Source organism: Massilia sp. BGA-UO-ETr-WB1 (assembly GCF_059567845.1).
Genome location: NZ_JCAQOT010000026.1, coordinates 798642 through 824000 on the forward strand (window position 1 = coordinate 798642; position 25359 = coordinate 824000).

Consider the following 25359-nt stretch of genomic DNA (forward strand, 5'->3'; position numbering starts at 1 on the left):
TGTTTATTTGGTTAACCAAATTTATTTTGGTCAGACCAAAATACAACAAAAGGACTGACCAAATATTTCAACAATGAACATTCGGCCTGACCAAACTAGAGATGGATGAACGGTATGCCGTCGGCGGTAGCGCCGTGCGCGCCGCTGCGCAAGTCCGCCACGCCCTGCTCGCGGTCGCCTGCCACCAGGATCCAGGTGGCGTTGCTTTCAGTGACCGGGTCGCGCGGCAGCGCGCGCAGATACTGGCGCTCGACCAGTTCGTCCAGGGCGCGCGGATAGCGCCCGTGGTCGGTGTAAAACTTGTTGATGACGCCGCGCGTGACGTGCAGGTTTTCCCTGAGCACGGCCTCCTTCGAGCGGTCCAGGCTATGGAACAGGCGCGGCGTGGCAAGCGTGAGCAGCAGCGCCAGGATGGCCAGCACCACCAGCAGTTCGATCAGGGTGAAGCCGCGCTGCGCAGCGCGCCGCAATGTGCGCTCACCAGCGCCGGTAGGGAATGCCATTCAGGCCCACCTGTTCTGATCTGGAGTGCACATCGTAGACGTCGGTGCCCGGCTTGGGTTCGTTCGGATCGCTCTGATAGGAACGCGGCGCCCAGCATTGCTCGTCCGTCAGCACGGGGTCGCTGCAGAAGGGGTCGCGCGGCACGCTGCGCAGGAAGTACAGCTTGCGCGCGCCGGCGCTGCGCTGGTCCTTCACGCCGTCCACCATCGCGGCCAGCGAGGGCGGGTAGCCGCTGCTGTCCGGCGGGCTGGCGATGCGCCCTTCCGCGCTGGCGCGCTGGTACAGGTCCAGCGCGGCGCGGATCTCCTGCAACGCCTGCCGCAATTGCTGCTCCTTCTGGCGCTGCACCGCCACCTGGGCCAGCGGCAGCGTAATGGTCGACAGCAGGGCGACGATGGCCAGCGTCACCAGCAGCTCGATGAGCGTGAAGCCCTTCACGTCAGCCGCCACTGCGCTCGTCGTATGCCTGCATCGCCGGCGTGGACTGCGGAGACAACTGCAGCTGCGCCGGCAACGGTAACGGAGCCAGCGGCGCGGTCGGCGGCTGCAGTGCCGGCTGCGCCGGCGTTACGGCTCCCCCGCCGCGCAGGCTGGCGTCGGTGCCGGCGTCGAACTCGATGTCGGCCGACGCGGCGCGCGGCTGCTTGCGCAGCACGCGCGGCGTAATCGACAGCACGATCTCGGTCTTGGTGCGGGAATTCTCCTTGCGCCCGAACAGGCGGTCCAGCAGCGGCAGCTCGCCGATGCCGGGAATGGCGCTGGAACTGCGCTTGTCGTTGTCGCTGATGAGTCCCGCCAGCACCTGGTTTTCACCGTCCCGCAGCCGCAGCACCGTGCTGGCATTGCGCGCGCCGATGCGGTAGCCGTAGGGCTGGTTGTTGTTGTCGAACACCGTGCCGAGGATGCTGCTCACTTCCAGGTTCAGCTTGATCGATACCTCATCGTCGAGATAGACCACCGGCTCGGCCTCCAGCTTGAGGCCGACGTCCAGGTAATTCACCGACTGCGAGGTGACGCCGGTCGAAGTCACGTTGGCCGATACGCTGGGCACCCGTTCACCCACCCGGATCTGCGCCTTCTCGCGGTTCTTGATGCGGATGCGCGGATTGGCCAGCACGCTGACGTTGTCGCGGTTGGTGGTGGCCGACAGCGTCATCGGATCGACGCTGGCCGCGATGCCGCGCGAATTCAGGCGCGTGAGGTCGTGCAGCGTGAAGGCGCTGCCGGACGAGCCGTCCGCGCCGGGGCGGCTGGAGGCCAGCGGGCTGAGCGTGACATTGGCCGGCCACTTCACGCCCAGCGCTTCCAGGTCGCTGCGCTGCACTTCCAGTATCTCCACTTCCAGCATCACCTCCGGTTCGGCCACGTCGTGCAGGGCCACCAGCCGGGCCGCCATCTGGATGGTTTCGGGCGTGTCGCGCAGCACCAGCATGTTGAGCTTTTCATCGACCACCAGGTCGCGCGTTTTCAGCAGCGTGCGCAGGCTGTTGGCCACCGCCTTGGCGTCGGCGTTGGCGATGCTAAAGCTGCGGATGGCGAGCTTCTGGTGCTGGCGTTGCTTGGCGGGTTCGGCTGCGTAGATCAGCACGGTGCGCGGGTCGATCACCGCCTGTTCCAGCTGCGCGCCGAGCAGCACGTTGCGCAGCGCCGCGTCGAGCGTGATATCGACCAGGTGCACGCTGACGCGCAGGTCCGGCGGCACATCCTTGTCCAGCGTGAAGTTGACGCCCGACGACAGCGACAGCGCTTCCAGCACGGCGCGCAGCGGCGCATCGCGGAACTGCAGGTTGATTTTCTGCTGGAAGGCCGGAAGGGACGGCGCAGGCGGCGATGAAGTCGGCGGCGACGCTGCCTGCGCGCCGGCGCAGGCACCCAGGGTTCCCGCGAGCAGCGCTGCCGCTACGATAATCTTCATTCGTTATCCCCGAAAGCGATCCGGATTCTTTCTCCGGTTTGTTGGTCTTGTAGATGCACCGAGTCCCGCTGCAGCACGAGCACGCGGTAGCGCCGCTGCAGCGTGGCGCCGGCGCGCACCATGTATACCGCACCGTCATGCAGCAAGTAAGCGTCGCGGGTGCCGTTTTCTTCCTTGAAGCCGAGCAGCGTAACGGGGACGGCGGCAGGCGGCTCCCCGTCCGCAGGGCCTCGCGGCGGGCCGGCCGATGGCGCTACGCCGCCGGCGCCGGCAAACAGGTCGACAACCGCATCATCCAATTGCGCCGCCTGTGCCGCGTGCTCCGCTTGTGCCGTCCCATGCGCAGCTGGTCCGAGAAGCGCGGCGTCAGCCAACGAGGCAGCGCCGGCTGGCGGGTCGGGCGCGGGACGCTGCGGCCGACCCGGCCCGCCGCTGGCCTCCACCAAAGACCCGGACTGAGGTCCGTCCAGCGCCAGCAGCAAGCCAAGCGCCAATGCACACAGCATCAGGCCTGCCATGCGTTTGGTCATGGATGCACCTCGCCTGCCGGCGTCACCGAGTACCAGACCGAGAGCGACAGTCGCGCCTCGACAGTCGCAGCACCGCTGCCCCGATGCAGACCCAGCGTATCGATGGACAGCCCCGGTATCGCTTGCGCGGCGCGCAGATAACGGCGCAGCTGCGGATAAGCGCCGGCGACCGGCATCTGCACCTGCCAGCGTCCGACCGCGCCCGTTTCATCGCGCCGGTAATCGGCCTGCATGGGCTGAAGCCCCTGCTCTGCGGCCAGCGCGAACAGGCGCGCCACGCCATCGGCAGCCTGCTCCGCCTGCGGCAGATCTCCGCCGGACGACCGGCCCACCCGGCCCAGCCCAGCCGCCTCGCCGACCTGTCCGAGCTGGCCGCCTTGCCCGGCAAGGGCGACCTGATGATGCCGACCGACTTGGCCGGCTTGCCCCAGCCGCTCTGCCAGCATTGCCTGCGCCAGTCCGGCCTCCTGCGACGGCAGCCAGCACAGCCACAACAGCAGCGCTACGGCGGCCAGCAGCGCACCGGCCGCGCCCCACAGGCCGTGCCGCCATGCCAGCACCTCCAGGTGCCAGCGCAAGGTGTTCAGCCGCATCATGGCGCAGGCTCCTGCCCAGCCGGAGACAGGCGGTATGGCGCGGCCAGCACCGCCTCGTACGCAAAATCGACCCCACCGGTTTCGGCCACTTCATGCCGCAGCAGCGACACGCGCTGGAAGACCGGGCTCTCCTGCAAGCCACGCACATAAACCTGTACCGCCGCAGCATCGGCCACATGGGCGCGGACCTTGACCAGCCCGCGCGCAAGATCCGGCTCGAACGACTCCAGGCGCGCCGCCGGCGCCGCCTCGAAGGCGCGGAAAATCGCCTCCCATGGCGACCTGCGGTGGCGTTCCGCCTGGTGCAGCAAAGCCATGTCGCCCGCCCCGCCCTGCTGCAGCTTGCGCACAGCCAGCGCCGCACGCGCCTGCGCTGCCTGTGAAGCGGCACGGGAAAGCTCCAGCCGCGCCGCCTCCTGCCGCAGCTGCAGGCCGCGCTGCAGCGCAAGCCCGCCCGCCGCGCAGGCCAGCACCAGCAGTACCAGGAACAGCCGGGTGCCGGGCAGCCGCCAATCCCAGCGCCAGCTGCCGCCTTCGCCGGCGAAATCGATCAGCATCGGCTTCATGCGGCCAGCTCCATGGGGCGCCAGCCGTCCGGCGCGGCGTCGCCCGCAGCGAAACGCTGCAAGGGCATGTCGGCGCCCAGGCGCGCCAGCTCCAGCGCCAGCAAGGCCTCGACGTCGCCGCCGCGCTGCTGGCGCACCACGCGCAGGCGTCCATGTTCCCAGTACAGCAGATTGTGCATGCCGTCGCCGCTGCCGCACCAGGCGCCGGTATCGGGCAAGGCCGCGCAGTGGCGGTTCCAGTCCGCCAGCAATACCGGCGCCAGCGACGCCAGCCGCCATCCATCAAGCGCCTGGCGCAGGCTGCGCGGCATGGCGCACGCCAGCATCGGGCGGCCCGCCTGCCAGTCCGCCCGCAGCAGCCACCCAGCCGCGCTGTCGCCGTACAGCGCCTCGAAGCGCGCCGCCAGCAGCAGGCGGCAATCGCGCAGGCTGGCGCCTCCGGCCGGCGGCTCCAGCAGAAAGTGACGCACCCAGCAATCGGCCACGCGCACCGCCAGCCGCGGCCGCCCCCGCGCCGGCAGCAGCTGCGCCAGCTCCGCCGCCATCGCGGGCCAGTCGCCGGCGACGGCCTGCAGCGCCATGGACGCGCCGGCGCGGCGCAGCAGCACGGCTTGCCCGCCTACCTCCAAACCGATGTTCTCATCCCGCCATCGTGACACGTTTGACCTCCTCCAGCGTGGTGTCGCCGCTGGCCACCAGCGCCAGCGCATCCTCGAACAGGCTGCGCATGCCGCCCGCGCGCGCCATCTCCTTCAATTGCCGCAGCGGCCTGCGTTCCACCACCAGTTCGGCCAGCTTGTCGTCCAGGATCAGGATCTCGGCCACCGCGCGCCGCCCCTTGAAGCCGGAACCCCGGCACTCGCCGCAGCCGCAGCCGCGCATGAAGCGGTAGCCCGCAACGGCGGCGCGCGCCAGCCCGGCGCGCAGCAGTTCCTCGTCGTCCGGCGCATACGGCGCGCTGCAATGGCGGCAGTTCAGCCGCACCAGCCGCTGCGCCACCACGCCGTTCAGCGCCGAAACGAAGGAATACGGATCGATGCCCATGTGGGCGAAGCGTCCGAACACATCGAACACATTGTTGGCATGCACGGTGGACAGCACCAGGTGCCCGGTGAGCGCCGACTGCACCGCGATCTCGCCGGTCTCGCGGTCGCGGATTTCGCCGACCATGATGATGTCCGGGTCGTGCCGCAGGATGGAGCGCAGGCCGCGCGCGAACGACAGGCCCTTCCTGTCGTTGACCGGAATCTGCAGGATGCCCGGCAGCTGGTATTCGACCGGGTCTTCAATGGTGATGATTTTCTCGCGGCCGCTGTGGATTTCGGTCAGCGCGCCGTACAGCGTGGTGGTCTTGCCGGAGCCGGTCGGCCCGGTCACCAGCAGCATGCCGTACGGCTCCGCCACCAGGCGCCGCATGGTGGCCAGGTGGTCGGCGGCGAAGCCGGAAGCGTCCAGCGTGAGGCCGCCGTGGGCGCTGACCATGGCCTGCTTGTCGAGGATGCGGATCACCGCATCCTCGCCGTGCACGCTCGGCATGATGGACACCCGCAGGTCGATCTCGCGGCCCTGCGCGGCCACGCGGAAGCTGCCGTCCTGCGGCACGCGGCGCTCGGCGATATCGAGTTCGGCCAGCACCTTGATGCGCGAGATGGCCTGCTCGGCCAGCGCGCCGCCGCTCACCTGCGCCGCCTGTTCCAGCACACCGTCGATGCGGTACTTGGTGAGCATGCCGCCCGGCGTGCTTTCGAAGTGGATGTCGGACACGCCGCTCTTGAGCGCGTCGTACAGCGTGGAGTTGACCAGCTTGACGGCCGGGCTGCCGGCCTCGCCCAGCGAGGCGTAGCTGAGGCTTTCCAGCAAACGCGCGCCGTCGTCGCCGGCCTCGCCCGCGCCGGCCACCAGGCTGTCGATGGAGCGCACCGACTCCTCCTGCTTGGCCAGGTAGGCGTGCAGCTCGGCCGGCAGCGCCAGGCGCCAGCCGACCGGCTCCTCAGCCAGGGCCTCGGCCCACACCTGCAGGTCCTGCGCATAGGGGTCGCACAGCACGCCGATCAGGCCGCAAGCCGGGCCGGGGCCGCGCAGCAGCACGCACTGGCGCTGCTGCGCGCGCGCCAGCGGCAGGCGCTCGAACGCCGGAGTGCAGGCGAACATCGCCGCCAGGTCGATGGCGGGCAGGCGGAACAGCGCGGCCGCCTGCGCCAGCAGCTGGCGCGGCTCGGACGGCGCCAGCACCGCGAGCTCTTCAAAGAAGGCGCGCCCGGTGAGCGCGGCGTTGCGCCGCGCGGCGCGCATGGCGTCCATCATCGCAAGCTCCCCGCCAGATCGAAAATCGGCATGTACAGCAGCACCACGATGGCGCCGATCACCACCCCGATGGCGGCCATCAGCAGCGGCTCGAAGGTCTTGCTGAACTTGTCGATCCAGAGCGTGGTTTCGGTATCGTAGAACTGCGCGGCGCGCTGCAGCATCAATCCCAATTGGCCGGAGCGCTCGCCCACGCGCAGCATGCGCAGCGCAATCGGCGTGGTCAGGCCGTGCCGCTCGAAGGACTCGGAACAGGCGGCGCCCTGCGCGATATCGTGGCGGGCCGCCGCCAGCGCCGCGCGGCGCTGCGGCGAAATGGCGCCGCCCACCATGTCGAGCGCCGCCACCACCGGTATGCCGCCCTCCAGCAGCATGCCCAGCGTGAGGTAGAGGCGCGCCAGCTCCATGATGTGCACGCGCGGCGCCACGCCCGGCAGGCGGCTGGCAAGGCGCATCAGCTGGCCGCTGCGCCTGAGCCGCCGCAACGCCGTCCACCCGGCCGCCGCCACGCCCGCCAGTCCGGCCAGCAGGTAGGCGCCGTGGCCGGCCACCATCGCGCCCCAGGCGATCAGCCACTGCGACATCATGGGCAACTCGCGGCCGCTGCCTTCATACACCACCGAGAATTTCGGCACCACGTAGCCGAGCAGGAACAGGCTGACCGCGCTGCCCACGCCCAGCAGGATGACGGGATAGATGGCGGCGCTGACCAGGCGGCCGCGCAGGCCGTCGACCCGCACTTGGTATTCGATGTAGCGCGACAGCGCCTGCGGCAAATCACTGGTGCGTTCGGCGGCCTTGACGATGCCGACGAACAGAGGCGGAAAGTAATCGGGGTCGGCAGCGGCGGCGGCCGAAAAGCGCAGGCCGTCGCGCATGCGCTCCAGCAGCCGGGCCAGCACCGCGCCGGTTTCCGTGTGCGAGGCCTTCTCGCCCAGAGCCTCCAGGCTTTCCACCAGCCCCAGGCCGGCCTCCAGCAGCGCCAGCAGCTCCTGCGTGAACAGCACCAGGGAAAAGGTCTTGCGGCGCCGGCCGGCCCGCGCCGACAACGCTTTCACCTCCAGCACCGTCAGGCGCCGCTCGGCGCAGGCGCGGGCGGCGGCAGGGGTGTCTGCGGCGTCGATCTCCAGCCGCTGCATGCGGTTGTCGTGGCCAACCGCGCGTATCGCGAACCGCATCCGGCGCTCTCAACGCGCCGGGCCGAAGGCCCGGCCCGGCTTGCAATAGGTGTCTGTCATGCGCCCCCCGCCCTCCGAGTATCACTGCCGTTTCGCTAGTTTCGGCTAGACCAATTTAGTTTTGGTCCAGCCAATTTGCATTCTACTATGCGAAATAAAGTTTGGAGAAGACAATTCGCGCGGCTGCGGCAAGCGCACCACTACTGCACCGGCGCTACAGCCCGCGCGCGGCCATGAAGTCGATGAAGGCGCGCAGCCTGGGAGTGAGGTGGCGGCCAGAAGGCCACAGCAGGCGGAAGGTGATGGTGCGGTTCACGTAGTCGTCCAGCACCGTGCGCAGCGTGCCGGCCGCCAGTTCCGCGCGCACCGCGAACGCTGGCAGGCAGGCGATGCCCAGCCCCTGCAGGGCGAACCAGACCCGCGTCTCGGCGTTATCGCAGATCATGGAAGTGGGCAGGCGCAGCTCCGGTTCGCCTTCCTTGCGCAGCAGCGGCCACACTTCCAGCTTGCCCGAGTTCGGATAGCGGTAGTGCATGCACGGGTGGCCGGCCAGGTCGGCGGGGCGCTGCGGCACGCCGTGCTGCGCGAAGTAGGCCGGCGAGCCGACGATGACGGTGCCGAAGCTGCCCAGCTGGCGCGACGACAGGCGCGAATCGAGCAGCTCGCCGGTGCGCACCACCGCGTCGTAGCCCTCCTCCACCACATCCACCATGCGGTCCGTGAAGGACAGGTCCAGCTCCACGGCGGGATAGGCGCGCATGAAGTCGGCCAGCAGCGGCAGCACCAGCCCGCTCACCAGCGGCAGGCTGACGCGCAATCGGCCCTTGGGCAGGCTGGCCGACTGCGACAGTTCCTGCTCGGCCGCCTCGATCTCGGCCAGCACGCGGCGGCTGCGCTCGAGCAGCATCATGCCTTCCGCCGTCAAGGTCATGCTGCGCGTGCTGCGGTGGAACAGCCGCACGCCGAGGCGCTCCTCCAGCCGCGCCACGCTCTTGCCGATGGCCGACGCGGAAATGCCCAGCGCGCGGCCGGCCGCCACGAAGCTGCGCGTCTCGGCGACCTGCACGAACACGTTGAATCCGCTCAGACTTTCCATTTCCGCTTCCGCTCCCCATTCAGGACGGAATTGTCCTTAAAGTCAGGAAGTCTAGCCCACTTTTTCCGCAGACGCAGGGCCGCTACTGTGGGCGGACTTTCAACCACAGGGCAACGCCATGACCAAATCCGATTCCCCCTTCCCGCTTTCCGGCCTGCTCGCGCTGGCCATGGCGGGCTTCATCACCATCCTCACCGAAGCACTGCCGGCCGGCCTGCTGCCGCAGATGGGCGCCAGCCTCGACGCCAGCGGCGCCATGGTGGGCCAGCTGGTCACCAGCTATGCGCTGGGTTCCCTGCTGTGCGCCATTCCGCTCACCGCCGCCACGCAGGGCCTGCGCCGCAAGCCGCTACTGCTGGCCACCATCGCCGGCTTCGCGCTGGTGAACGGCGTCACCGCGCTCTCCACCAGTTACCTGCTGACCCTGGCGGCGCGCTTTGCCGCCGGCGTGTTCGCCGGCATGCTGTGGGCGCTGCTGGCCGGCTACGCGGTGCGCATGGTGGCGCCGCAGCACAAGGGCCGCGCCATGGCGGTGGCCATGGCGGGCATTCCGGCCGGCCTGTCGCTGGGGGTACCGGCCGGCACGCTGCTCGGCGCCACGCTGGGCTGGCAATACGCCTTCGGCATCATGAGCATGCTGGCGCTCGCGCTGATCGGGTGGGTGACGGCGGCGGTGCCGGACTTCCCCGGCCAGAGCGGCGCGCGCCGCGCGCCGGTGGGCCGGGTGCTCGGCATCAGCGGCGTCAAGGCGGTGCTGGCCACCACCTTCGCCTACGTCCTGGCGCACAACATCCTGTACACCTACATCTCGCCCTTCCTGGCGCCGGCCGGCCTGGAACGCAAGGCGGACGCGGTGCTGTTCATCTTCGGCGCGGCGTCCATCGTCGGCCTGTGGCTGGCGGGCCTGCTGATCGACCGCCGCCTGCGCGCCACGGTGCTGGCCAGCACCGCCGCGTTCGGGCTGGCCGCGCTGTCGCTCGGCCTGTGGGGCACGCATCCGGCGGCGGTGTATATCGCGGTGGGCGTGTGGGGGCTGGCCTTCGGCGGCGCGCCGACCTTCTTCCAGACCGCGCTGGCGAATGTGGCGGGCGATTCAGCGGACGTGGCGCAGTCGCTGCTGGTCACCAGCTGGAACCTGGCCATCGCCGGCGGCGGGCTGTTCGGCGGCTTGCTGCTGAGCGCAGCGGGCGCCCAGTCGCTGCCCTGGACCTTGTGCCTGCTGCTGGCTGCCGCGCTGGCCATTGCGGCGCACTCGAAACAGCACGCCTTCCCGGCCCGCTGAACGCTCAGGCCCGGTACTGCGCGCCGATGGCGTCCATGCCGGCCAGCGCGTAGCGCAGCAGGTCGTCGGCCAGCTGGGCGGGGTCGCCGCCCAGGCCGGGCAGCACATGGGTGCGCAGCTCGGCCGGCGCCAGCAGCATGGCCAGGCACGGCGCCAGCGTGAAGAACAGGCTGCGCTGCATGGCCGGATGCGTGGGCGGCAAGCCGACGATCTGGCTGACGATGCCGATCAATATCGCGGCCTTGGGCGCTATGGCCTGCTGCACCAGCGCCGGCGCGTGCTCGCTGGGCGACAGCAGCTCGCGCACCACCACCCGGCTGCCCCAATGCGCGCGCGGCCCCGTCACATGCTCGACGATGCGGCTGACGATGGCGCGCAGCTTCTCGCGCGGATCGCCCGGGCCGGCGGCCAGCGCCTGCATCTCCTCCAGCCGCAGCAAATGGTTGTGCGCCTCCACCAGCACCGCTTCGTACAAGCCGCCGCGGCTGCCGAAGTGGTAGTTCACCGACGCGATGTTGACACCCGCCCGGGTGCAGATCTCCTTGCTGGTGGCGTCGGCATAACCGCGCTGCGCAAACACCTGCCCGGCGACATCGAGGATGGCGCTGCGCGTGGCGTCCCCGTCCGAGCGGGCGGCGCGCAACGGGGCGGCGGTTGGTTTAGGCTTGGCAGTGGTCATGGGGCGACATTGTAGGGGAAGGCGCGCGGGAATGAAAAAAACGCAGCGCCTCTCCAATAATTCAAATTCAAATTTAAATTTGATGTAGAATTCTCGCATACTTTAGCGCGGGAGGGCTGCAATATGAACAGGAAGATCATCATCGCCGCAGTGCTGGTGCTGTCGGCTGCCGCGGCGGCGTGGTATGCCAGCCGCCCAGCCCCTGCCGACGCGGACCTGGTCCTGTACGGCAATGTGGACCTGCGCCAGGTATCGCTGGCGTTCAACGCCAGCGAGCGCATCGCCAGCCTGGCGGTGCAGGAAGGCGACCGTGTTCGCTCCGGACAGGTGGTGGGCAAGCTCGATACCACCACGCTGGAGCTGCGCATCGCCGAGTCGCGCGCGCAGGCCAACGCGCTGGAACAGACGCTGGCCCGGCTGCGCGCCGGCAACCGGCCGCAGGAAGTTGGCCAGGCGCGCGCGCAGACGGCGGAGGCCCAGGCCGAGGCGGACGTGGCGGCAAAGAGCCTGGCGCGCCTGCAAGGGCTGGTGCAAGGGCCGACGGGACGCGCCGTGAGCCTGCAGGACGTGGACAACGCGGCGGCGCGCAGCAAGGCGGCGCAGGCGCGGCTGGAAGGCGCGCGCAAGTCGCAGGAACTGGTGCAGGCCGGCGCGCGCAAGGAAGACATCGCGCAGGCGGAAGCGCAGCTGGAAGCGGCGCGCGCGCAAACGGCCGTGCTGGCGCAGCAGCTGAAGGACGCGGAGCTGCGCGCGCCCATCGCCGCCGTGGTGCGCTCGCGCCTGATGGAAGCCGGCGACATGGCGTCGCCGCAGCGGCCGGTGTACACGCTGGCGATCACCGATCCGAAATGGGTGCGGGCCTATGTGCGGGAGACGGAGCTGGGCCTGGTCAAGCCGGGCATGGCTGCCAGCATCGCCATCGACAGCCTGCCCGGCCAGGCGATTGCGGGCAAGGTGGGCTATATCTCGTCGGTGGCGGAGTTCACGCCGAAGACGGTGCAGACGGAGGACCTTCGCACCAGCCTGGTTTATGAAGTGCGCGTGCTGGCCGAGGACAAGGACGACCGCCTGCGCCTGGGCATGCCCGCCACCGTGCGGATCGCGCGGCCGCTGGTACAGGCGCCAAAATGAACACCGGCATGGCGCTGGCGGGGAGCGGGCTGCACAAGCGCTTCCTGGTGAAGGAGTCGGGACGCGCGGTCGACGCGCTGCGCGGCGTATCGCTGCAGGTGCCGGCGGGTGCGCTGACGGCGCTGGTGGGGCCGGACGGCGCGGGCAAGACCACGCTGCTGCGGCTGGCTGCCGGCCTGATGACGCCCAGCGCGGGCCAGCTGCAGGTGCTGGGCATTGACGTGGCGCGCCATCCGCAGCAGGTGCAGGACCGCATCAGCTACATGCCCCAGCGTTTCGGCCTGTATGAGGACCTGAGCGTGCAGGAAAACCTGGACCTCTACGCCGATCTGCACGGCGTGGAAGCCGGCGTGCGGCGCAGCCGCTTCAGCCGGCTGCTGCACATGACGGACCTGGAGCGCTTCACGGGCCGGCAGGCCGGCCAGCTGTCCGGCGGCATGAAGCAGAAACTGGGACTGGCTTGTACGCTGGTGCGCTCGCCCGAGCTGCTGCTGCTCGACGAACCGACCGTGGGCGTGGACCCGCTGTCGCGGCGCGAACTGTGGGACATCGTGCAGCAACTGGTGGCCGAGCAGGGGCTGACGGTGCTGGTCAGCACCTCCTACCTGGACGAGGCGGAACGCTGCGCGCACGTGTGCGTGCTGCACGAGGGAATGGTGCTGGCTTGCGGTACGCCCGAGTCCATCCGCAGCCGGGCGCAGGGCATGTGCCATATGGCGACGCCGCCTGCCGGCACCACCGCGCGCGCTCTGCAGGCAAGGCTGCTGGATGCGGGCGCCAGCATCGTCGACGCGGTGCCGGAAGGCGGCCGGGTGCGCTACATCCAGCGCCGCGAAGCCGCGCCGCAAGCCGTGGCGGCGCTGCTGGACGGCGCCGCCACGACCCCGGCCGAGGCGCGGCTGGAGGATGGGTTCATGCTGATCCTGCGCGCGCAGGAAAGTAGCGGCGGCGGTGGTGGGCAGGAGCGCGGCGCGGCAAGCGAGGCACACGCGGCGTGGGCTGGCGGCAGCGCAGCGCGCCCGGCCGGCGCAGCGCCGGCACGGACGCAGGTACAGGCCGGCGAACCTGTCATCGAGGTGCGCGACCTGGTGCGCAAGTTCGGCGACTTTACGGCCGTCTCCAGCACCAGCTTCAGCGTCGCGCGCGGCGAGATCTTCGGCCTGCTCGGCCCCAACGGCGCCGGCAAGACCACCACGTTCCGCATGCTGTGCGGCCTGCTGCCCGCAAGCAGCGGCATGCTGCAAGTGGCAGGCGTGAACCTGCGCCACGCGCGCGCCGAAGCGCGCCGCAAGGTAGGCTACGTGTCGCAGAAGTTTTCCCTGTACGGCAACCTCACCGTGGCCGAGAACCTGAAATTCTTCGGCACCGCCTACGGCCTGCACGGCGAACGCCTGCGCCTGCGCACCGGCGAGGTGCTGGCCCAGTTCCAGCTGGCCGGCCAGGAGGACATGGCCAGTGGCCAGCTTCCCGGCGGCTTCAAGCAGCGCCTGGCGATGGCGGTCGGCCTGCTGCACTCGCCCGAGATCCTGTTCCTGGACGAACCCACCAGCGGCGCCGACCCGCTGGCGCGGCGCGAGTTCTGGCGCCGCATCACGTCGCTGGCGGCGGCGGGCGTGACGGTCATCATCACCACCCACTTCATGGAGGAAGCCGAATACTGCGACCGCATCGTCATCCAGGATGCGGGCAAGCTGCTTGCCATCGGCACGCCGCAGCAGGTGCGCGAACAGGCCGGCGGCGCGCCGGGCATGGAGCAGGCTTTCATCGGCATCGTCGAACAGAATCGCCGGGGAGATCAGCCATGACGCGGCAAGCACAGCCCGGAAGCAGCGGCAGCGGCGCGGCCCGCCTGCGCGCACTGGTGCGCAAGGAGTTCCGCCAGCTGCTGCGCGACGCCAGCAACCTGGCCATCGGCATCGCCCTGCCCATCGTGCTGATCCTGATCTTCGGCTACGGCCTGTCGCTGGACGTGAAAAACGCGCCGGTGGCGGTGGTGCTGGAAGACCCCTCCCCCACCGCCGCCAACGCCGTCGCCGGCCTGCTGCACACCACCGCCATCGCGCCGGTGCTGCTGGCCTCCATGCGCGAAGCCGAACAGCTGATGACCGAGCGCCGCGTGGACGGCATCGTGCGCGTTCCGGCCGACTTCTCGCGCCGCCTGGCACAAGGCGGCGCCCGCGTGCAGGTGCTGGTGCACGGCACCGACGCCAACCGCGCCGGCATCATCCTGCAATACACCGGCGGCGCGCTGGCGCAATGGTCCGCCATCCGGGCCGACCGCCAGGGCAGCGCGGCCGGCACATCCGGCACACCTGGCGCCGGCATGGTCACCATCGAACAGCGCATGTGGTACAACGCCGCCAACACCAGCACCTGGTACCTGGTGCCGGGGCTGATCGTCCTCATCATGACGCTGGTGGGCGCCTTTCTGACAGCGCTGGTGATGGCGCGCGAATGGGAGCGCGGCACGCTCGAAGCGCTGTTCGTCACGCCGGTGCGCCCGGCCGAGATCCTGCTGGCCAAGATCATCCCCTACTTCACCGTCGGCATGGCCGGCCTGGCGCTTTGCCTGCTGGCTGCCCGCTTCCTGTTCCACGTGCCGATGCAAGGCTCGCTGATCGTGCTGGTGCTGGCGTCCATGCTTTACCTGTTCGTGGCGGTCGGCATGGGCCTGGTGATTTCCTCCGTCACGCGCAACCAGTTCCTGGCCAGCCAGGTGGCGCTGCTCAGCAGCTTCATGCCGTCGCTGATGCTGTCCGGCTTCCTGTTCGACCTGCGCAACGTGCCGCGCGCCATCCAGTACGTCGGCAACGCCCTGCCCGCCACCTACTTCATGGAACTGATCAAGACGCTGTTCCTGGCCGGGAACGTGTGGCCGCTGATCGTCAAGAACTGCGCCGTCCTGGCCATCTATGCCGTGCTGCTGCTTGCCGTGGCGCGCGCCGTGACACGGAAAAAACTCGACTGAGGCCATCACCATGTTCGCCACCCCGATGTTCCCCGCCATCCGCGCAGCGCTGCGGCGCATCGCCAATATGTGCCGCAAAGAGTTCCTGGCCGTTGTCAAGGACCCGAAATCGCGCGCCATCCTGTTCGTGCCGGCGCTGGTGCAGAGCATGCTGTTCGGCTACGCCGCCACCTTCGACCTGACCGACGCGCCCTATGTGCTGCTGGACCAGAGCCGCAGCGCCGCCTCCACCGAGCTGGTGGCCAGGCTGGAAGGTAGCGGCGTGTTCCGCCGCGTGGCCACCCTGCACAGCCAGGAAGGCATGGCGCGCGCCATCGAAACGCACCAGGCCATGCTGGCGGTGCGGATCGGCCCGCGCTTCGAGCACCAGCTGTACGCGGGCGAGGCCGCGCCGGTGCAGCTGATACTGGACGGCCGCAACTCCAATACGGCAGGATCGGCGGCCGCCTTCGCATCCCAGGTGGTGGCGGCCTACAACCGCGACTGGGCCCGGCGCCACGGCGGCGGCGGAATGACCGGCGCCGCGTTCAGCGTGGAGTCGCGCGCCTGGTACAACCCCAACCTGGAAACGCGCTGGAACATGCTGCCCGGGATGGTCGCGGCGCTGAGCATGCTGCAAACGCTGCTGCTGAGCGCCCTGTCCGTGGCGCGCGAACGCGAACAGGGCAGCTTCGACCAGCTGCTGGTCACGCCCATGTCGCCGCTGGAGATCATGGCCGGCAAGGCGCTGGCGCCGGTGCTGATCGGCCTGGCGCAATCGACCATCATCCTGCTGGTGACCGCGCTCTGGTTCAAGGTGCCGCTGGCCGGCTCGCTGCTCACGCTGTACGCGGGGCTGGGCCTGTTCACGCTGGCCAGCGTCGGCATCGGCCTGTCGATATCGGCCGTGTCGCTGAACATGCAGCAGGCCATGCTGTACACCTTTGTGCTCATCATGCCGATGATGCTGCTGTCCGGGCTGACCACGCCGGTGCGCAACATGCCGCAGCTGCTGCAAACGCTCACCCTGGCCAATCCGCTGCGCTTCGCCATCGACCTGGTGCAGCGCGTCTACCTGGAAGGCGTGGGGCTGCGCGTGGTGGCGATGGACCTGCTGCCCATGCTGGTGATCGCCGCCCTGACGCTGCCGCTGGCGGCCTGGCTGTTCCGCAACCGCCTGTCCTGAGGCTGTAGCCAAAAGGCAATTTTGCGCCCGATCGGTCCGCGTCGGATAAGATGTAGGTTTCAACTACGGTCGCGCAAGCGATTTATATGGCTAACTTACTGCTGGTCCTGTTGGCGCTATTCCTGGTAGCGCTGAACGGTTTCTTTGTTGCCGCCGAATTCGGCATCGTCACTTTGCGCCGCACCCGCGTGCGCGCCATCGCCAAAACGCAGGGCCTGCGCGGCCGCATCCTGGCCAAGGTCCACGGTGAACTCGATGCCTATCTGTCGGCCTGCCAGCTGGGTATCACTCTCGCATCGCTGGGCCTGGGCTGGGTCGGCGAACCGGCTTTCGCCTCGCTGCTGGAACCGGTGTTCGGCGCCCTGGGCGTCACCTCCCCGCAACTGATCCACGGCGTTTCGTTCATCTTCGCCTTCGTCACCATCTCCTTCCTGCACATCGTGGTGGGCGAGCTGGCGCCCAAATCGCTGGCGATCCGCCTGCCCGAAGCGGTGGGCCTGTGGAGCGCGATTCCGCTGTACGGCTTCTACTGGGCCATGTACCCCGCCATCTGGGTGCTGAACGCCAGCGCCAACATGGTGCTGCGCCTGGCCGGCCTGGCCGGCTCCGGCGGCCATGGCGACTCGCACTATTCGACCGAGGAGCTGAAGCTGATCCTGCGCACCAGCCAGCCCGGCGAGAAATTTAACAAGGACGAGCGCAACATCCTGGCGCACTCGCTCGATTTCAGCCTGCTGTCCGTGTCGGACCTGATGCGCCCGATCCATGAAGTGATCGCCCTGCACGCGTCCAAGAGCATGGAAGAAAACCTGCAAACCGTGGTGCGCAACCGCTTCAGCCGCTATCCGTATTACGACGCGGACGGCGAGACCGTGCTGGGCATGGTGCACCTGAAAGACCTGTTCTTCGCCGAACAGTCCGGCAAGGCCATCACCTCGATGACGCCGTTCCTGCGCCCGGTGGAAACCTATTCGGCGCGCACGCCGGCGCTGGAACTGTTCCGCCGCTTCAAGGACGGCGCGCCGCACTTCGCGCTGATCGGCGAGAAGGGCAAGCGCCCGGTGGGCTTCCTCACGCTGGACAATCTGCTGGGCGCCATGGTGGGCGAGATCCACGACGAATTCCGCCTCAACGAAAACGACTGGCTCAAGCAACCCGACGGCGCGCTGGTCGGCAAGGCCAGCCTGCCCATCGTGTCGCTCGAGCGCGCGCTGGGCCTGGACATCGAGAACGAGGAAATGGGCCTGGAGGACATTGAATCGGTGGGCGGCATGGTGATGCTGAAACTGGGCGACATTCCGAAACAGGGCCAGCGCGTGGCCTTCAACGGCTTCGACATCGTGGTCAAAAAGATGAGCGGCCCGCGCATCCTGCTGGTGAAGGTGATCCCGCGCGTGCCCCGCCACAGCGAGTCCGACGACCAGGACTAAGCCCGCGACTCGGCGCCGGCGCTTTCGTAGTACTGGAAGGCGCTGGCCAGCACGGCCAGCACCTGGCCGTCGTCGTCGGCCTCGCCGATGAATTTGTAGACCGCAGCGAGATTGATGGCATCCGCCAGCTCGGCGGCGCTGTCGCCACCGGTCAGCAGCACCCGCACGGCGGCCGGGTACAGCTGCTTGATGCGCTCGAAGAAGTCGACCCCGCTGCCGCCTTCCGGCCCCTCCCCCGAAATGACCACGCCGATCTCCCGGCTGGCCAGTATCTCGTACGCGTCTTCCAGCCGGCGCGCCGACAGCAGCTCGTAAGGCGTGCCGTCCAGCAGCCGGCGGAAGTGCGCCTGCACGCGCGGCTGGTGGTCCACCACCAGCACCATGCGGTGCTTGCTGCGCTGTCCCATCAGCGGCAATTCCAGCGCGGCGCCGCTGCGCAGCATGGCCACGATGCCGGGCTCCGCCAGCGGGCGGCTGAAGTAATAGCCCTGGATCTCGTCGCAGCCCTGGCGCGCCAGCAGCTGCACCTGGCCTTCGGTTTCCACCCCTTCCGCGATGGCGCGCAGGCCCAGGCTGTGCGCCAGCCTGATCACCGCCGTCACGATGGAACGGTCCTCCGGGTCGCTGGCCACGCCGCGCGTGAAGGACTGGTCTATCTTCAGCTTGTCGACCGGGAAGCGCTTCAGGTAGCTCAGGTTGGAATAGCCGGTGCCGAAATCGTCGATCGACATGGTGATGCCGATCGCCTTCAGGCGGTGCATCAGCGCGATCGACGCTTCCGGGTCCACCATCGACAGGCTCTCGGTCAGCTCGAATTCGATCAGGCCGGGATGCAGGCCGTAGCGCTCCAGCACCTCGCGCAGCATGTTCTCCATGTCCTGGTGCGCGAACTGGGTGGCGGCCACGTTGACCGCCACCGGCACCACCGGCACGCCGGCGTCGATCCAGCCGCGCAGCGTGGCGCACACCTTGTCCAGCACCCAGCTGCCGATGGCGGTGATCAGATTGCTTTCCTCTGCCACCGGGATGAACTGCATCGGCGGCACCAGCCCCAGCTCGGGCGACTGCCAGCGCAGCAGCGCCTCCAGGCCGACCACGCTGCCGGTGGCCAGCTCCACCTGCGGCTGGTAATGCAGCACGAACTCGTCGCGCTGCAGGGCGCGCATCAGGCCCTGCTCCAGCGTCACGCGCGCATCGAGGCGCTGCTGCATTTCCTGCGTGAAGAACTGGAAGCCGTTGCGGCCCGCTTCCTTGGCGCGGTACATGGCGATGTCGGCCTGGCGCAGCAGCGTCTCGGCCTGGTCGCCGTCGTCCGGGTACAGGCTCACTCCCATGCTGCCGGTGATGACATGCTCCTGCCCGGCCAGCAGCACCGGCCGCGCCAGGTGGTCGCCGATGCGCTCGGCGATCATGCCGGGCGTGGTGCTGCCCAGCGGACTGTCGAGCAGCAGCACGAACTCGTCGCCGCCCAGGCGCGCCACGGTGTCGAAGTCGCGCACGCTATGGCGCAGGGTGGAGGCCACCACGCGCAGCAGCTCGTCGCCCACGGCGTGGCCCAGCGTGTCGTTGACCTGCTTGAACTTGTCCAGGTCCAGGAACACCACGGCCAGGCGTTCCTTGCGGCGCTCGGCGCGCCGGATCGCGTGCGCCAGGCGGTCCAGGAACAGCGCGCGGTTCGGCAGGCCGGTCAACTGGTCGTGCGTGGCCTGGTGCTCGATGGCCTTCTCCTGCTGGCGGCGTTCCGTCACGTCGTGCGCCACGCACATCACCGACTCGGCGTTGTTGAACCAGAGCCGGCAGCCGAAGTACTCCACGTCCACCAGCGCGCCGTCCAGGCGCAGCACCTGCAAGGGGCTGCGCGGCTGCAGCTGCGCCAGCGCGATGTCGCTGTACAGCCGTTCGGCCAGCTGCGCGCGGAACGCGGCGGGCACGCGCGCGTCCGCGTCGGTGCCGAGCAGGCTGTCCGCCGAGGCGGCGCCGAACAGGCGCTGCGCGGCCGGGTTCATGAACACGATCTTGCCGCCGGTGTGGATCCAGATGGCGTCCGGGATCAGCTCCACCAGCGAGCGGTAGCGCGCCTCGCTTTCCTCGATGTGGCTGTTGAGCCGGAGCAGGTTCTGGTTGATGTCGTACAGCTCGCGGCTCTTCTGCTCCAGCAGCGCCTCCGCTTCCTTGCGCGCGGCGCGTTCGCGCAGCAGGCTGCGCGAGGCGACCGTGCCGGCCGGGGCTGCAGGAACTGTCGGGACGTCGGCCTGCATCACGCTGCCGCAGCGGCCAGGTGGAAGCGCGTGCGGTGCAGCTTGTCCTCCATCGGCAAGCCGGTGCGCGTGACCGGGATGGACTCGTTGAAGTGGGCGACGCAGCCGCCGACCAGCCGCACCAGCTCCGCGTGGTCGCAGGTGCCGACCGAGGTGTAGGCGCCGCCGTTGGGCAGTTCGGCTTCGGTGACGATACGGTCCAGCATATCGAGCCCCATGCGGGACTCGACCAGCTCCATAAATTCGGTAAATACGACGCCCTTCATGCTGCCCCCGGATGCGAAAACTGCGCCAGTATAAACCGTGATTTAACAATCCGTCATACTGTGCATCAAGCCGTGCATGGGGAAGTGTTTCGGGCCGTGTTTCAAGCCGGCTTGCCGGTCCAGTTGCGCAGCAGGCCCAGCGCCACCGCCAGCAAGGTGGGGCCGATGAACAGGCCGACAAAGCCGAACGCCAGCACGCCGCCCATCACGCCCAGCAGCACCAGCAGGAACGGCAGGCTGGAACCGCGGCTGATGATCATCGGCTTGACCACGTTGTCCACGCCGCTGATCACCACCACGCCCCACACCACCATGAAAATGCCCCAGCCGGTGCTGCCCTGGTTGAACAGCCAGAGCGCGGCGCCGCCCCAGATCAGCGGCGGGCCGACCGGCACCAGCGAGAACAGGAAGGTGGCCACCGACAGCAGCGCCACGGCCGGCACGCCGGCGATCAGGAAGCCGATGCAGGCCACGGCCGCCTGCGCCAGCGCGGTGCCGAGCAGGCCGTACATCACGCCGCGCACGGTGCGGCTGACGGTGTCCGCCACTTCCACCGCGTGCTCGCCCATGATCTTGTCCATGCCGACGCGCAGCGCGCCCAGTATGGCCATGCCGTCGCGGTACAGGAAGAAGCTGACAAAGGCGGCCAGGCTGACCTGGGCCACGCCGCTGCCCAGCACCACGCCGCTGCCCAGCAGGAAGTGGCGCGCCGGCTCCATGTAGCGCTTGGCCAGCGCCACCAGTTCCTCGCGGCTGCCGATGATCTTGCGCACGTAGGCGTCGGCCGCCTCGCCCACCATGGGAATGTCGCGCAGCCAGGCCGGCGGCGTCACGGTGCCGTCGTCGATGGCGGTGCGCAGGTGCTCGTAGGCTTCGCGCGCGCTGTCGGCGATGTTCCAGGTGACCAGGGCCAGCGGCAGGATGATCACCAGGATCAGCGACAGCGTCATGATGATGGCGGCCAGCGTGCGGCGCTGGCGGCAGCGCTCAAGCAGCATCTGGAACAGGGGCCAGCTGGAAATGGTGATGGCGGCGGCGAACAGGATCGCCGCCAGGAAGGGACGCAGCACCGCCAGGCAGCCGATCACTAGGAAGACGATCGCAGCCAGGCGGCTGTAAGGTTGAAAACGCTTTTCCATCTAGCCCTCGAATTGTTGTATCGGGGGCTAGCTTATCAGGAAAGCAGCAGCTTCAGGGATGCGTCAGGAAAGAAGCAACTTCAGGTCATGCGCGATCGGCGCCGGGCCCTGGCCGTGGCGCAGGAACAGGCGGATCTTGCCGTTCTTGTCGAATACATAGCTGCCGGCCGTGTGGTCGATGGTGTAGCTGTCCGGGGTTTTGCCTTCCACCTTGTTGTAGATGACCTTGAATTCCTTGGCCACCTGCGCGGTCTGCTCGGGGGTACCGTACAGGCCGATGAAGCGCGGATCGAAGGTGGGCGCGTACTGGGCCAGCAGTTCCTTGGTGTCGCGCGCCGGGTCCAGGGTGATGAACAGCACCTGCACCTGGTCCGCCTGCGGGCCGAGTTCCTTCATCACGCCGGCCATTTCGGCCATGGTGGTCGGGCACACGTCCGGGCACTGGGTGTAGCCGAAGAAGATCACCACCGTCTTGCCCTTGTAGCTTTCCAGCGTCACCGGCTTGCCGGTGTGGTCGTTCAGCGAGAAGCCCTGGGCGTAGCTCAGGCCCGTCAGGTCGGTGTTCTTGAAGGCCAGGCCGGAGCCGGGAGCCTGTTTCTGGCATCCGCCCAGGGCGAGCGCGATGCACAGCAGCGCAAACAATTTTTTCATGTCAAATCTTCACGTAATGGTCCACCAGCAGTGCGGCGAACAGCAGGGACAAATAGATGATGGACCAGGTGAACGCCTTGCGCGCCACCAGGTCGGTGTAATGGCGGTGCACGCGCCAGCTGTGCCACAGGAACACCACGTTCAGCGCCACCGCGCTGACCAGGTAGATCAAGCCGCTCATCTTCACCGCGAACGGCAGCAGGGTGGTGGCGGCCAGCGCGATCGAGTACAGCCACACGTGGAAGCCGGTGAAGGTCATGCCGTGGGTGACGGGCAGCATCGGCAGGCCGGACTTGGCGTAGTCGTCGCGGCGGTACATGGCCAGGGCCCAGAAATGCGGCGGGGTCCAGATGAAGATGATCATCACCAGCAGCCAGGCCTGCATCGGCACTTCATTGGCCACGGCGGCCCAGCCCAGCGCCGGCGGCATGGCGCCGGACAGGCCGCCGATGACGATGTTCTGCGGCGTGGCCGGCTTCAAAATCATGGTGTAGATGACCGCGTAGCCGACGAAGGTGACAAAGGTCAGCCACATGGTGAGCGGGTTGACCAGCGTGTACAGGATCCACATGCCCAGGCCGCCGATCACGGCCGAGAACACGGCGGTCTGCGTCACGCTGATTTCGCCCTGCGCCATCGGGCGGCGCGCGGTGCGCGCCATGCGCGCGTCGATCTCGCGCTCGGCCAGGCAGTTGACGGCGAAAGCGGCGCCGGCCAGCAGCCAGATGCCGAGGGTGGCGGCCACCACCACGCGCCAGCTGGGCAGCTCGTCGGTGGCCAGGAACATGCCGATGACGGCGCAGAACACCGCCAGCTGCGTCACGCGCGGCTTGGTCAGCGCCCAGTACTGGGCGATGCGGTTGGTCGGTTTATGTAGAGCGGTGTGGGTCGTCATTGGCGGTGTCTGGCTGGCGCAGCGCCTTGCTGGGCCGTGTCGAGTTGGTGCTTAGCCCGGTAGTTTAACATGGTCAGCAAAAGCACCAGCAGCGCCGCTCCGGCGTTATGCAGCACGGCGATGGTGAGCGGGAAGCTGAAGTAAATCGTGGCCAGGCCGGTGGCCGTCTGCAGCGCCAGCACGGCGGCGATGCCGCGCGCCAGTCTTGTCATTCCGGCCAGATGCCACGCGCGCCAAGCCGCGTAGCCGGCCAGCAGCAGCACCACCAGGGCGAAGTTGCGGTGCACCCAGTGGATGGCGGTGAGCGCGGAAAACGGCAGGTAGTGGCCGGCCGCGGTCTTGCCGAGTTCGCGCCACAGGTGGAAGCCGTGCTCGAAGTCCATCTCCGGCACCACCTTGCCGCCGCACAGCGGGAATTCGGTGCAGGCCAGGGTGGCGTAGTTAGTGCTCACCCACCCGCCCAGGGCCAGCTGCACCAGCAGCGCCGCGCCGGCGGCCAGCGCCAGCCAGCGCACCGTGCGCAGCACCGGCAGCGGCGCGATCGGCGCGCCGCGCGCGGTGCCCGGCGCCGCTGCCTTGGCCGATGCGGGCGCAAGGGCCGCGTGCACCGTATCCTGGCGGCAGCCGAACCACACCAGCATGCACAGCAAGCCCATGCCCAGCAGCAGGTGCATGGTGACGATCACCGGCTGCAGCTTGAGCGTGACGGTCCAGGCGCCGAAGGCGCCCTGCAGGCAGACGAAGAAGAACAGCGTCACCGGCAGGCCGGGCGCATAGGTCCAGCGCGCGGCGGCGGCCGCCGCGATGTGCGCCGGCTGCGCGGCCAGCTTGCCCGCCTTGCGCGTCTGCAGCAGCGCCACCGCCATCATGGCGACGATCAGCACGCCGATGCCCATGGCCAGGTAGCGGTGGATCATCTCCACCCAGGCCTTGAACACGGTGACCGGGCCGGTCGGCTGCAAGGCCTCGGCGGCGGCGATTTCGGCGTGCGCCAGGAAGGGATTGGCCAGGCCGTAGCAGCCCGGCCAGTCCGGGCAGCCCAGGCCCGAGTCGGTCAGGCGGGTGAAGGCGCCGAACACGATCAGGTCGAAGGTCAGGAACACGCTGATCCAGACCAGCTTGCGGTACTTGTTCTCGTCCGAGGACACCCAGACCATGGCCAGCGGCAGCAGCGCCACCAGCAGTCCGGTGATGGCCATCTGGGCCAGCGTGGTGTGATGCATCGCGTCCCCTCAACCGATGGCCGAGGCCTTGAGCAGCTTGGAGATATCCTTCTTCACCTTGGCCGGGTCCGGGTCTTTCGGGAAGCGCATCATCAGGTTGCCCAGCGGGTCGATCAGGTAGATATGGTCGGCGGCCTGGCCGCCCTGCTCCACCGGCAGCCAGTTGGCCACCGTTTCGGCCGGCGCGCGCAGCATGCGGGTGCCGTCGTTCACGCGCAGCAGCACCGTCTCCAGCGGCTGCTGGTCGGTGATCAGCCACACGCGCTCGATGCGCTCCATCTCCTTGCCCTGCATGGTGCGCAGCTGGCGCATGGCGAACAGCTGGTCCTGGCAGGCTTGCTGGCAGTCCGAGCCGCCCACCTTGAGCATGATCCACTTGCCCTTGTAGGCCTCCAGCCCGGTGGGCTTGCCGTCCAGCGTGGCGCTGGCCATGGCCGGTATCGGGTACTGGCGCGGGTCGATCAGCGCGCCGTAGTTGGTGCGCCCTTCCGGCTTGATGAAGTAGTAGGTGATGTACGATGCGATCAGCGGCGCCGCGCATACGGCCAGCACCGCCATCAGCTTCCAGCGTCCGCGCGAGCGCTTGGTTTCCTCAGTTTTGTTTTCCACGTCTGAATCCTGTTACGACGAAAAAGAGAGCGGCCATGACGGCCAGTGCATACCACTGGAAGGCATAGCCGCGGTGCTTGTCCACGCCCGATGCGGGCGCCGGCCAGTCGTGCGACAGGCCGCTATCCTCCGCACCGGCGGGCGCGGTTTGCTCGATGATGAAAGGCTGCATGCGCAGGCCGCTGGCGGCGGCCACCTCGGCCACGCCGGCGTTCTGCACGATGGCGCCCGGCTTGAGCGCCGGCGCCGTGCCGAGCTGCATCACGCGGCCCGCATGCAGCCGCGCCACGCCTTCCAGGGTGACGGTGCCGGCCGGCGTGCCGTACGGCGGCAGCTGTTCGCGCACCGCCATATTGCGCGGCAGCCAGCCGCGCGCCACCAGCACGTGCTGGTCCGAACCGTCGATGCGGAACGGCATCAGCAGGTGGAAGCCGACGCCCTTGGCGGACGGCCGGTTGTCCAGGTACAGCGGCCAGTCGGCGACGAACCGGCCGGTGACGCGCACGCGGCGGTATTCGAGCTTCGCCGCCTCGGCGGCCGGCACGGCGGCGGCGCCCAGCAGCAGCGGCGCGCCGGCCTGCCCGGCTTGCAGGCGCGCCTCGGCGGCGCTCTTTTCGGCGGCGCGGCGGTCCTGCCACTGGCCCAGCGACACGCCCAGCGCCACCAGCAGCACGGTGGCGGCGAAGGGAACCCATTTGAAGCGGAAGGCCATTACAATGATGCCTTATTCCCGACCTGCGTCCCGACCTGCGGTGCTGCCAATTCCATGAAAATCCTCGTTGCCATTGCCTTCATCCTGATCCTTGCCAGCCTGGGTTCGGCCCTGTACTACATGATGCGCCAAAAGGGCAAGAACGACCAGCGCATGGTGCGCTCGCTGGCCATGCGCGTGGGCTTCTCGATCGCGCTGTTCGTCCTGATCCTGGTGGCGCACAAGCTGGGCTACATCCAGCCGACCGGCATCCGCTAGCGCC

Annotated in this window: 26 protein-coding genes; 7 read left to right on the forward strand and 19 right to left on the reverse strand. The window is 68.6% G+C overall.

Annotated elements, in window-relative coordinates; genetic code table 11:
• Nucleotides 1-95 precede the first annotated feature (95 nt).
• From AC56DV_RS25930 to AC56DV_RS25975, 10 genes are all read right to left on the reverse strand, one after another.
• Nucleotides 96-503 (reverse strand): type II secretion system protein, encoded by a 408-nt coding sequence (locus tag AC56DV_RS25930; protein WP_496317089.1) that lies wholly within the window; start codon nt 501-503, stop codon nt 96-98.
• On the reverse strand, nt 478-954 hold the full coding sequence (locus AC56DV_RS25935; RefSeq protein WP_496317090.1) for a type II secretion system protein: 477 nt from the start codon (nt 952-954) through the stop codon (nt 478-480). Before AC56DV_RS25935 ends, AC56DV_RS25930 begins: the two co-directional genes overlap by 26 nt.
• The gene (locus AC56DV_RS25940; RefSeq protein WP_496317091.1) at nt 944-2419 is read right to left on the reverse strand and encodes a type II secretion system protein GspD; all 1476 of its coding nucleotides are present in this window, start codon (nt 2417-2419) and stop codon (nt 944-946) included. Before AC56DV_RS25940 ends, AC56DV_RS25935 begins: the two co-directional genes overlap by 11 nt.
• On the reverse strand, nt 2416-2949 hold the full coding sequence (locus AC56DV_RS25945; protein WP_496317092.1) for a hypothetical protein: 534 nt from the start codon (nt 2947-2949) through the stop codon (nt 2416-2418). Before AC56DV_RS25945 ends, AC56DV_RS25940 begins: the two co-directional genes overlap by 4 nt.
• On the reverse strand, nt 2946-3545 hold the full coding sequence (locus AC56DV_RS25950; protein WP_496317093.1) for a hypothetical protein: 600 nt from the start codon (nt 3543-3545) through the stop codon (nt 2946-2948). The genes AC56DV_RS25945 and AC56DV_RS25950 overlap by 4 nt, the downstream gene beginning before the upstream one ends.
• On the reverse strand, nt 3542-4111 hold the full coding sequence (locus AC56DV_RS25955; protein ID WP_496317094.1) for a hypothetical protein: 570 nt from the start codon (nt 4109-4111) through the stop codon (nt 3542-3544). The genes AC56DV_RS25950 and AC56DV_RS25955 overlap by 4 nt, the downstream gene beginning before the upstream one ends.
• Complete coding sequence (locus tag AC56DV_RS25960; RefSeq protein ID WP_496317095.1) at nt 4108-4770, reverse strand: hypothetical protein; 663 nt, start codon at nt 4768-4770, stop codon at nt 4108-4110. Before AC56DV_RS25960 ends, AC56DV_RS25955 begins: the two co-directional genes overlap by 4 nt.
• Entirely contained in the window at nt 4751-6415 is a 1665-nt protein-coding gene (locus AC56DV_RS25965) for a GspE/PulE family protein (protein WP_496317096.1), read from the reverse strand. Before AC56DV_RS25965 ends, AC56DV_RS25960 begins: the two co-directional genes overlap by 20 nt.
• Complete coding sequence (locus AC56DV_RS25970; protein WP_496317097.1) at nt 6412-7593, reverse strand: type II secretion system F family protein; 1182 nt, start codon at nt 7591-7593, stop codon at nt 6412-6414. The genes AC56DV_RS25965 and AC56DV_RS25970 overlap by 4 nt, the downstream gene beginning before the upstream one ends.
• A gap of 214 nt (nt 7594-7807) precedes the next feature.
• Nucleotides 7808-8689 (reverse strand): LysR family transcriptional regulator, encoded by an 882-nt coding sequence (locus tag AC56DV_RS25975; protein WP_496317098.1) that lies wholly within the window; start codon nt 8687-8689, stop codon nt 7808-7810.
• 118 nt (nt 8690-8807) lie between these two features.
• Here AC56DV_RS25975 and AC56DV_RS25980 point away from each other — a divergent pair, with 118 nt between their 5' ends.
• The gene (locus AC56DV_RS25980) at nt 8808-9971 is read left to right on the forward strand and encodes an MFS transporter (RefSeq protein WP_496317099.1); all 1164 of its coding nucleotides are present in this window, start codon (nt 8808-8810) and stop codon (nt 9969-9971) included.
• Between the two features lie 4 nt (nt 9972-9975).
• On the opposite strand, the gene AC56DV_RS25985 is transcribed toward AC56DV_RS25980, so the two are convergent.
• Nucleotides 9976-10650, reverse strand: coding sequence for a TetR/AcrR family transcriptional regulator (locus AC56DV_RS25985; RefSeq protein WP_496317100.1), 675 nt, complete (start codon nt 10648-10650; stop codon nt 9976-9978).
• 123 nt (nt 10651-10773) lie between these two features.
• Here AC56DV_RS25985 and AC56DV_RS25990 point away from each other — a divergent pair, with 123 nt between their 5' ends.
• The 5 genes from AC56DV_RS25990 (at nt 10774) to AC56DV_RS26010 (ending at nt 17344) form a co-directional block, all read left to right on the forward strand.
• Nucleotides 10774-11781 (forward strand): HlyD family secretion protein, encoded by a 1008-nt coding sequence (locus AC56DV_RS25990; RefSeq protein WP_496317101.1) that lies wholly within the window; start codon nt 10774-10776, stop codon nt 11779-11781.
• Nucleotides 11778-13586 carry an ATP-binding cassette domain-containing protein gene (locus tag AC56DV_RS25995; RefSeq protein ID WP_496317102.1) on the forward strand — a complete coding sequence of 603 codons (1809 nt, stop codon included), beginning with the start codon at nt 11778-11780 and terminating at the stop codon, nt 13584-13586. The genes AC56DV_RS25990 and AC56DV_RS25995 overlap by 4 nt, the downstream gene beginning before the upstream one ends.
• Nucleotides 13583-14749 carry an ABC transporter permease gene (locus AC56DV_RS26000; protein WP_496317103.1) on the forward strand — a complete coding sequence of 389 codons (1167 nt, stop codon included), beginning with the start codon at nt 13583-13585 and terminating at the stop codon, nt 14747-14749. The genes AC56DV_RS25995 and AC56DV_RS26000 overlap by 4 nt, the downstream gene beginning before the upstream one ends.
• A 25-nt stretch (nt 14750-14774) precedes the next feature.
• Nucleotides 14775-15914 (forward strand): ABC transporter permease, encoded by a 1140-nt coding sequence (locus AC56DV_RS26005; protein WP_496317287.1) that lies wholly within the window; start codon nt 14775-14777, stop codon nt 15912-15914.
• Nucleotides 15915-16000: 86 nt separating this feature from the next.
• Nucleotides 16001-17344 (forward strand): hemolysin family protein, encoded by a 1344-nt coding sequence (locus AC56DV_RS26010; protein ID WP_496317104.1) that lies wholly within the window; start codon nt 16001-16003, stop codon nt 17342-17344.
• Here the strand turns inward: AC56DV_RS26010 and AC56DV_RS26015 are convergent.
• From AC56DV_RS26015 to AC56DV_RS26050, 8 genes are all read right to left on the reverse strand, one after another.
• Nucleotides 17341-19602 carry an EAL domain-containing protein gene (locus AC56DV_RS26015; RefSeq protein WP_496317105.1) on the reverse strand — a complete coding sequence of 754 codons (2262 nt, stop codon included), beginning with the start codon at nt 19600-19602 and terminating at the stop codon, nt 17341-17343. The two genes, AC56DV_RS26010 and AC56DV_RS26015, sit on opposite strands and share 4 nt — an antisense overlap.
• Nucleotides 19602-19868 carry a heme NO-binding domain-containing protein gene (locus tag AC56DV_RS26020; protein ID WP_496317106.1) on the reverse strand — a complete coding sequence of 89 codons (267 nt, stop codon included), beginning with the start codon at nt 19866-19868 and terminating at the stop codon, nt 19602-19604. Before AC56DV_RS26020 ends, AC56DV_RS26015 begins: the two co-directional genes overlap by 1 nt.
• Nucleotides 19869-19969: 101 nt before the next feature.
• Nucleotides 19970-21007, reverse strand: a complete 1038-nt coding sequence (locus AC56DV_RS26025; RefSeq protein WP_496317107.1) for an AI-2E family transporter — start codon at nt 21005-21007, stop codon at nt 19970-19972.
• Between the two features lie 63 nt (nt 21008-21070).
• On the reverse strand, nt 21071-21658 hold the full coding sequence (locus AC56DV_RS26030; protein ID WP_496317108.1) for an SCO family protein: 588 nt from the start codon (nt 21656-21658) through the stop codon (nt 21071-21073).
• Nucleotide 21659: 1 nt separating this feature from the next.
• Complete coding sequence (gene cyoE, locus AC56DV_RS26035; RefSeq protein WP_496317109.1) at nt 21660-22553, reverse strand: heme o synthase; 894 nt, start codon at nt 22551-22553, stop codon at nt 21660-21662.
• A complete protein-coding gene (locus tag AC56DV_RS26040) occupies nt 22550-23776 on the reverse strand; it encodes a COX15/CtaA family protein (RefSeq protein WP_496317110.1) in 1227 nt (408 codons plus the stop codon). Before AC56DV_RS26040 ends, cyoE begins: the two co-directional genes overlap by 4 nt.
• A 9-nt stretch (nt 23777-23785) precedes the next feature.
• A complete protein-coding gene (locus AC56DV_RS26045; protein ID WP_496317111.1) occupies nt 23786-24385 on the reverse strand; it encodes an SCO family protein in 600 nt (199 codons plus the stop codon).
• The gene (locus AC56DV_RS26050; protein ID WP_496317288.1) at nt 24369-25103 is read right to left on the reverse strand and encodes an SURF1 family protein; all 735 of its coding nucleotides are present in this window, start codon (nt 25101-25103) and stop codon (nt 24369-24371) included. Before AC56DV_RS26050 ends, AC56DV_RS26045 begins: the two co-directional genes overlap by 17 nt.
• Nucleotides 25104-25151: 48 nt before the next feature.
• On the opposite strand from AC56DV_RS26050, the gene AC56DV_RS26055 reads away from it, so the two are divergent.
• Entirely contained in the window at nt 25152-25355 is a 204-nt protein-coding gene (locus tag AC56DV_RS26055) for a twin transmembrane helix small protein (RefSeq protein WP_057153268.1), read from the forward strand.
• Nucleotides 25356-25359 lie beyond the last annotated feature (4 nt).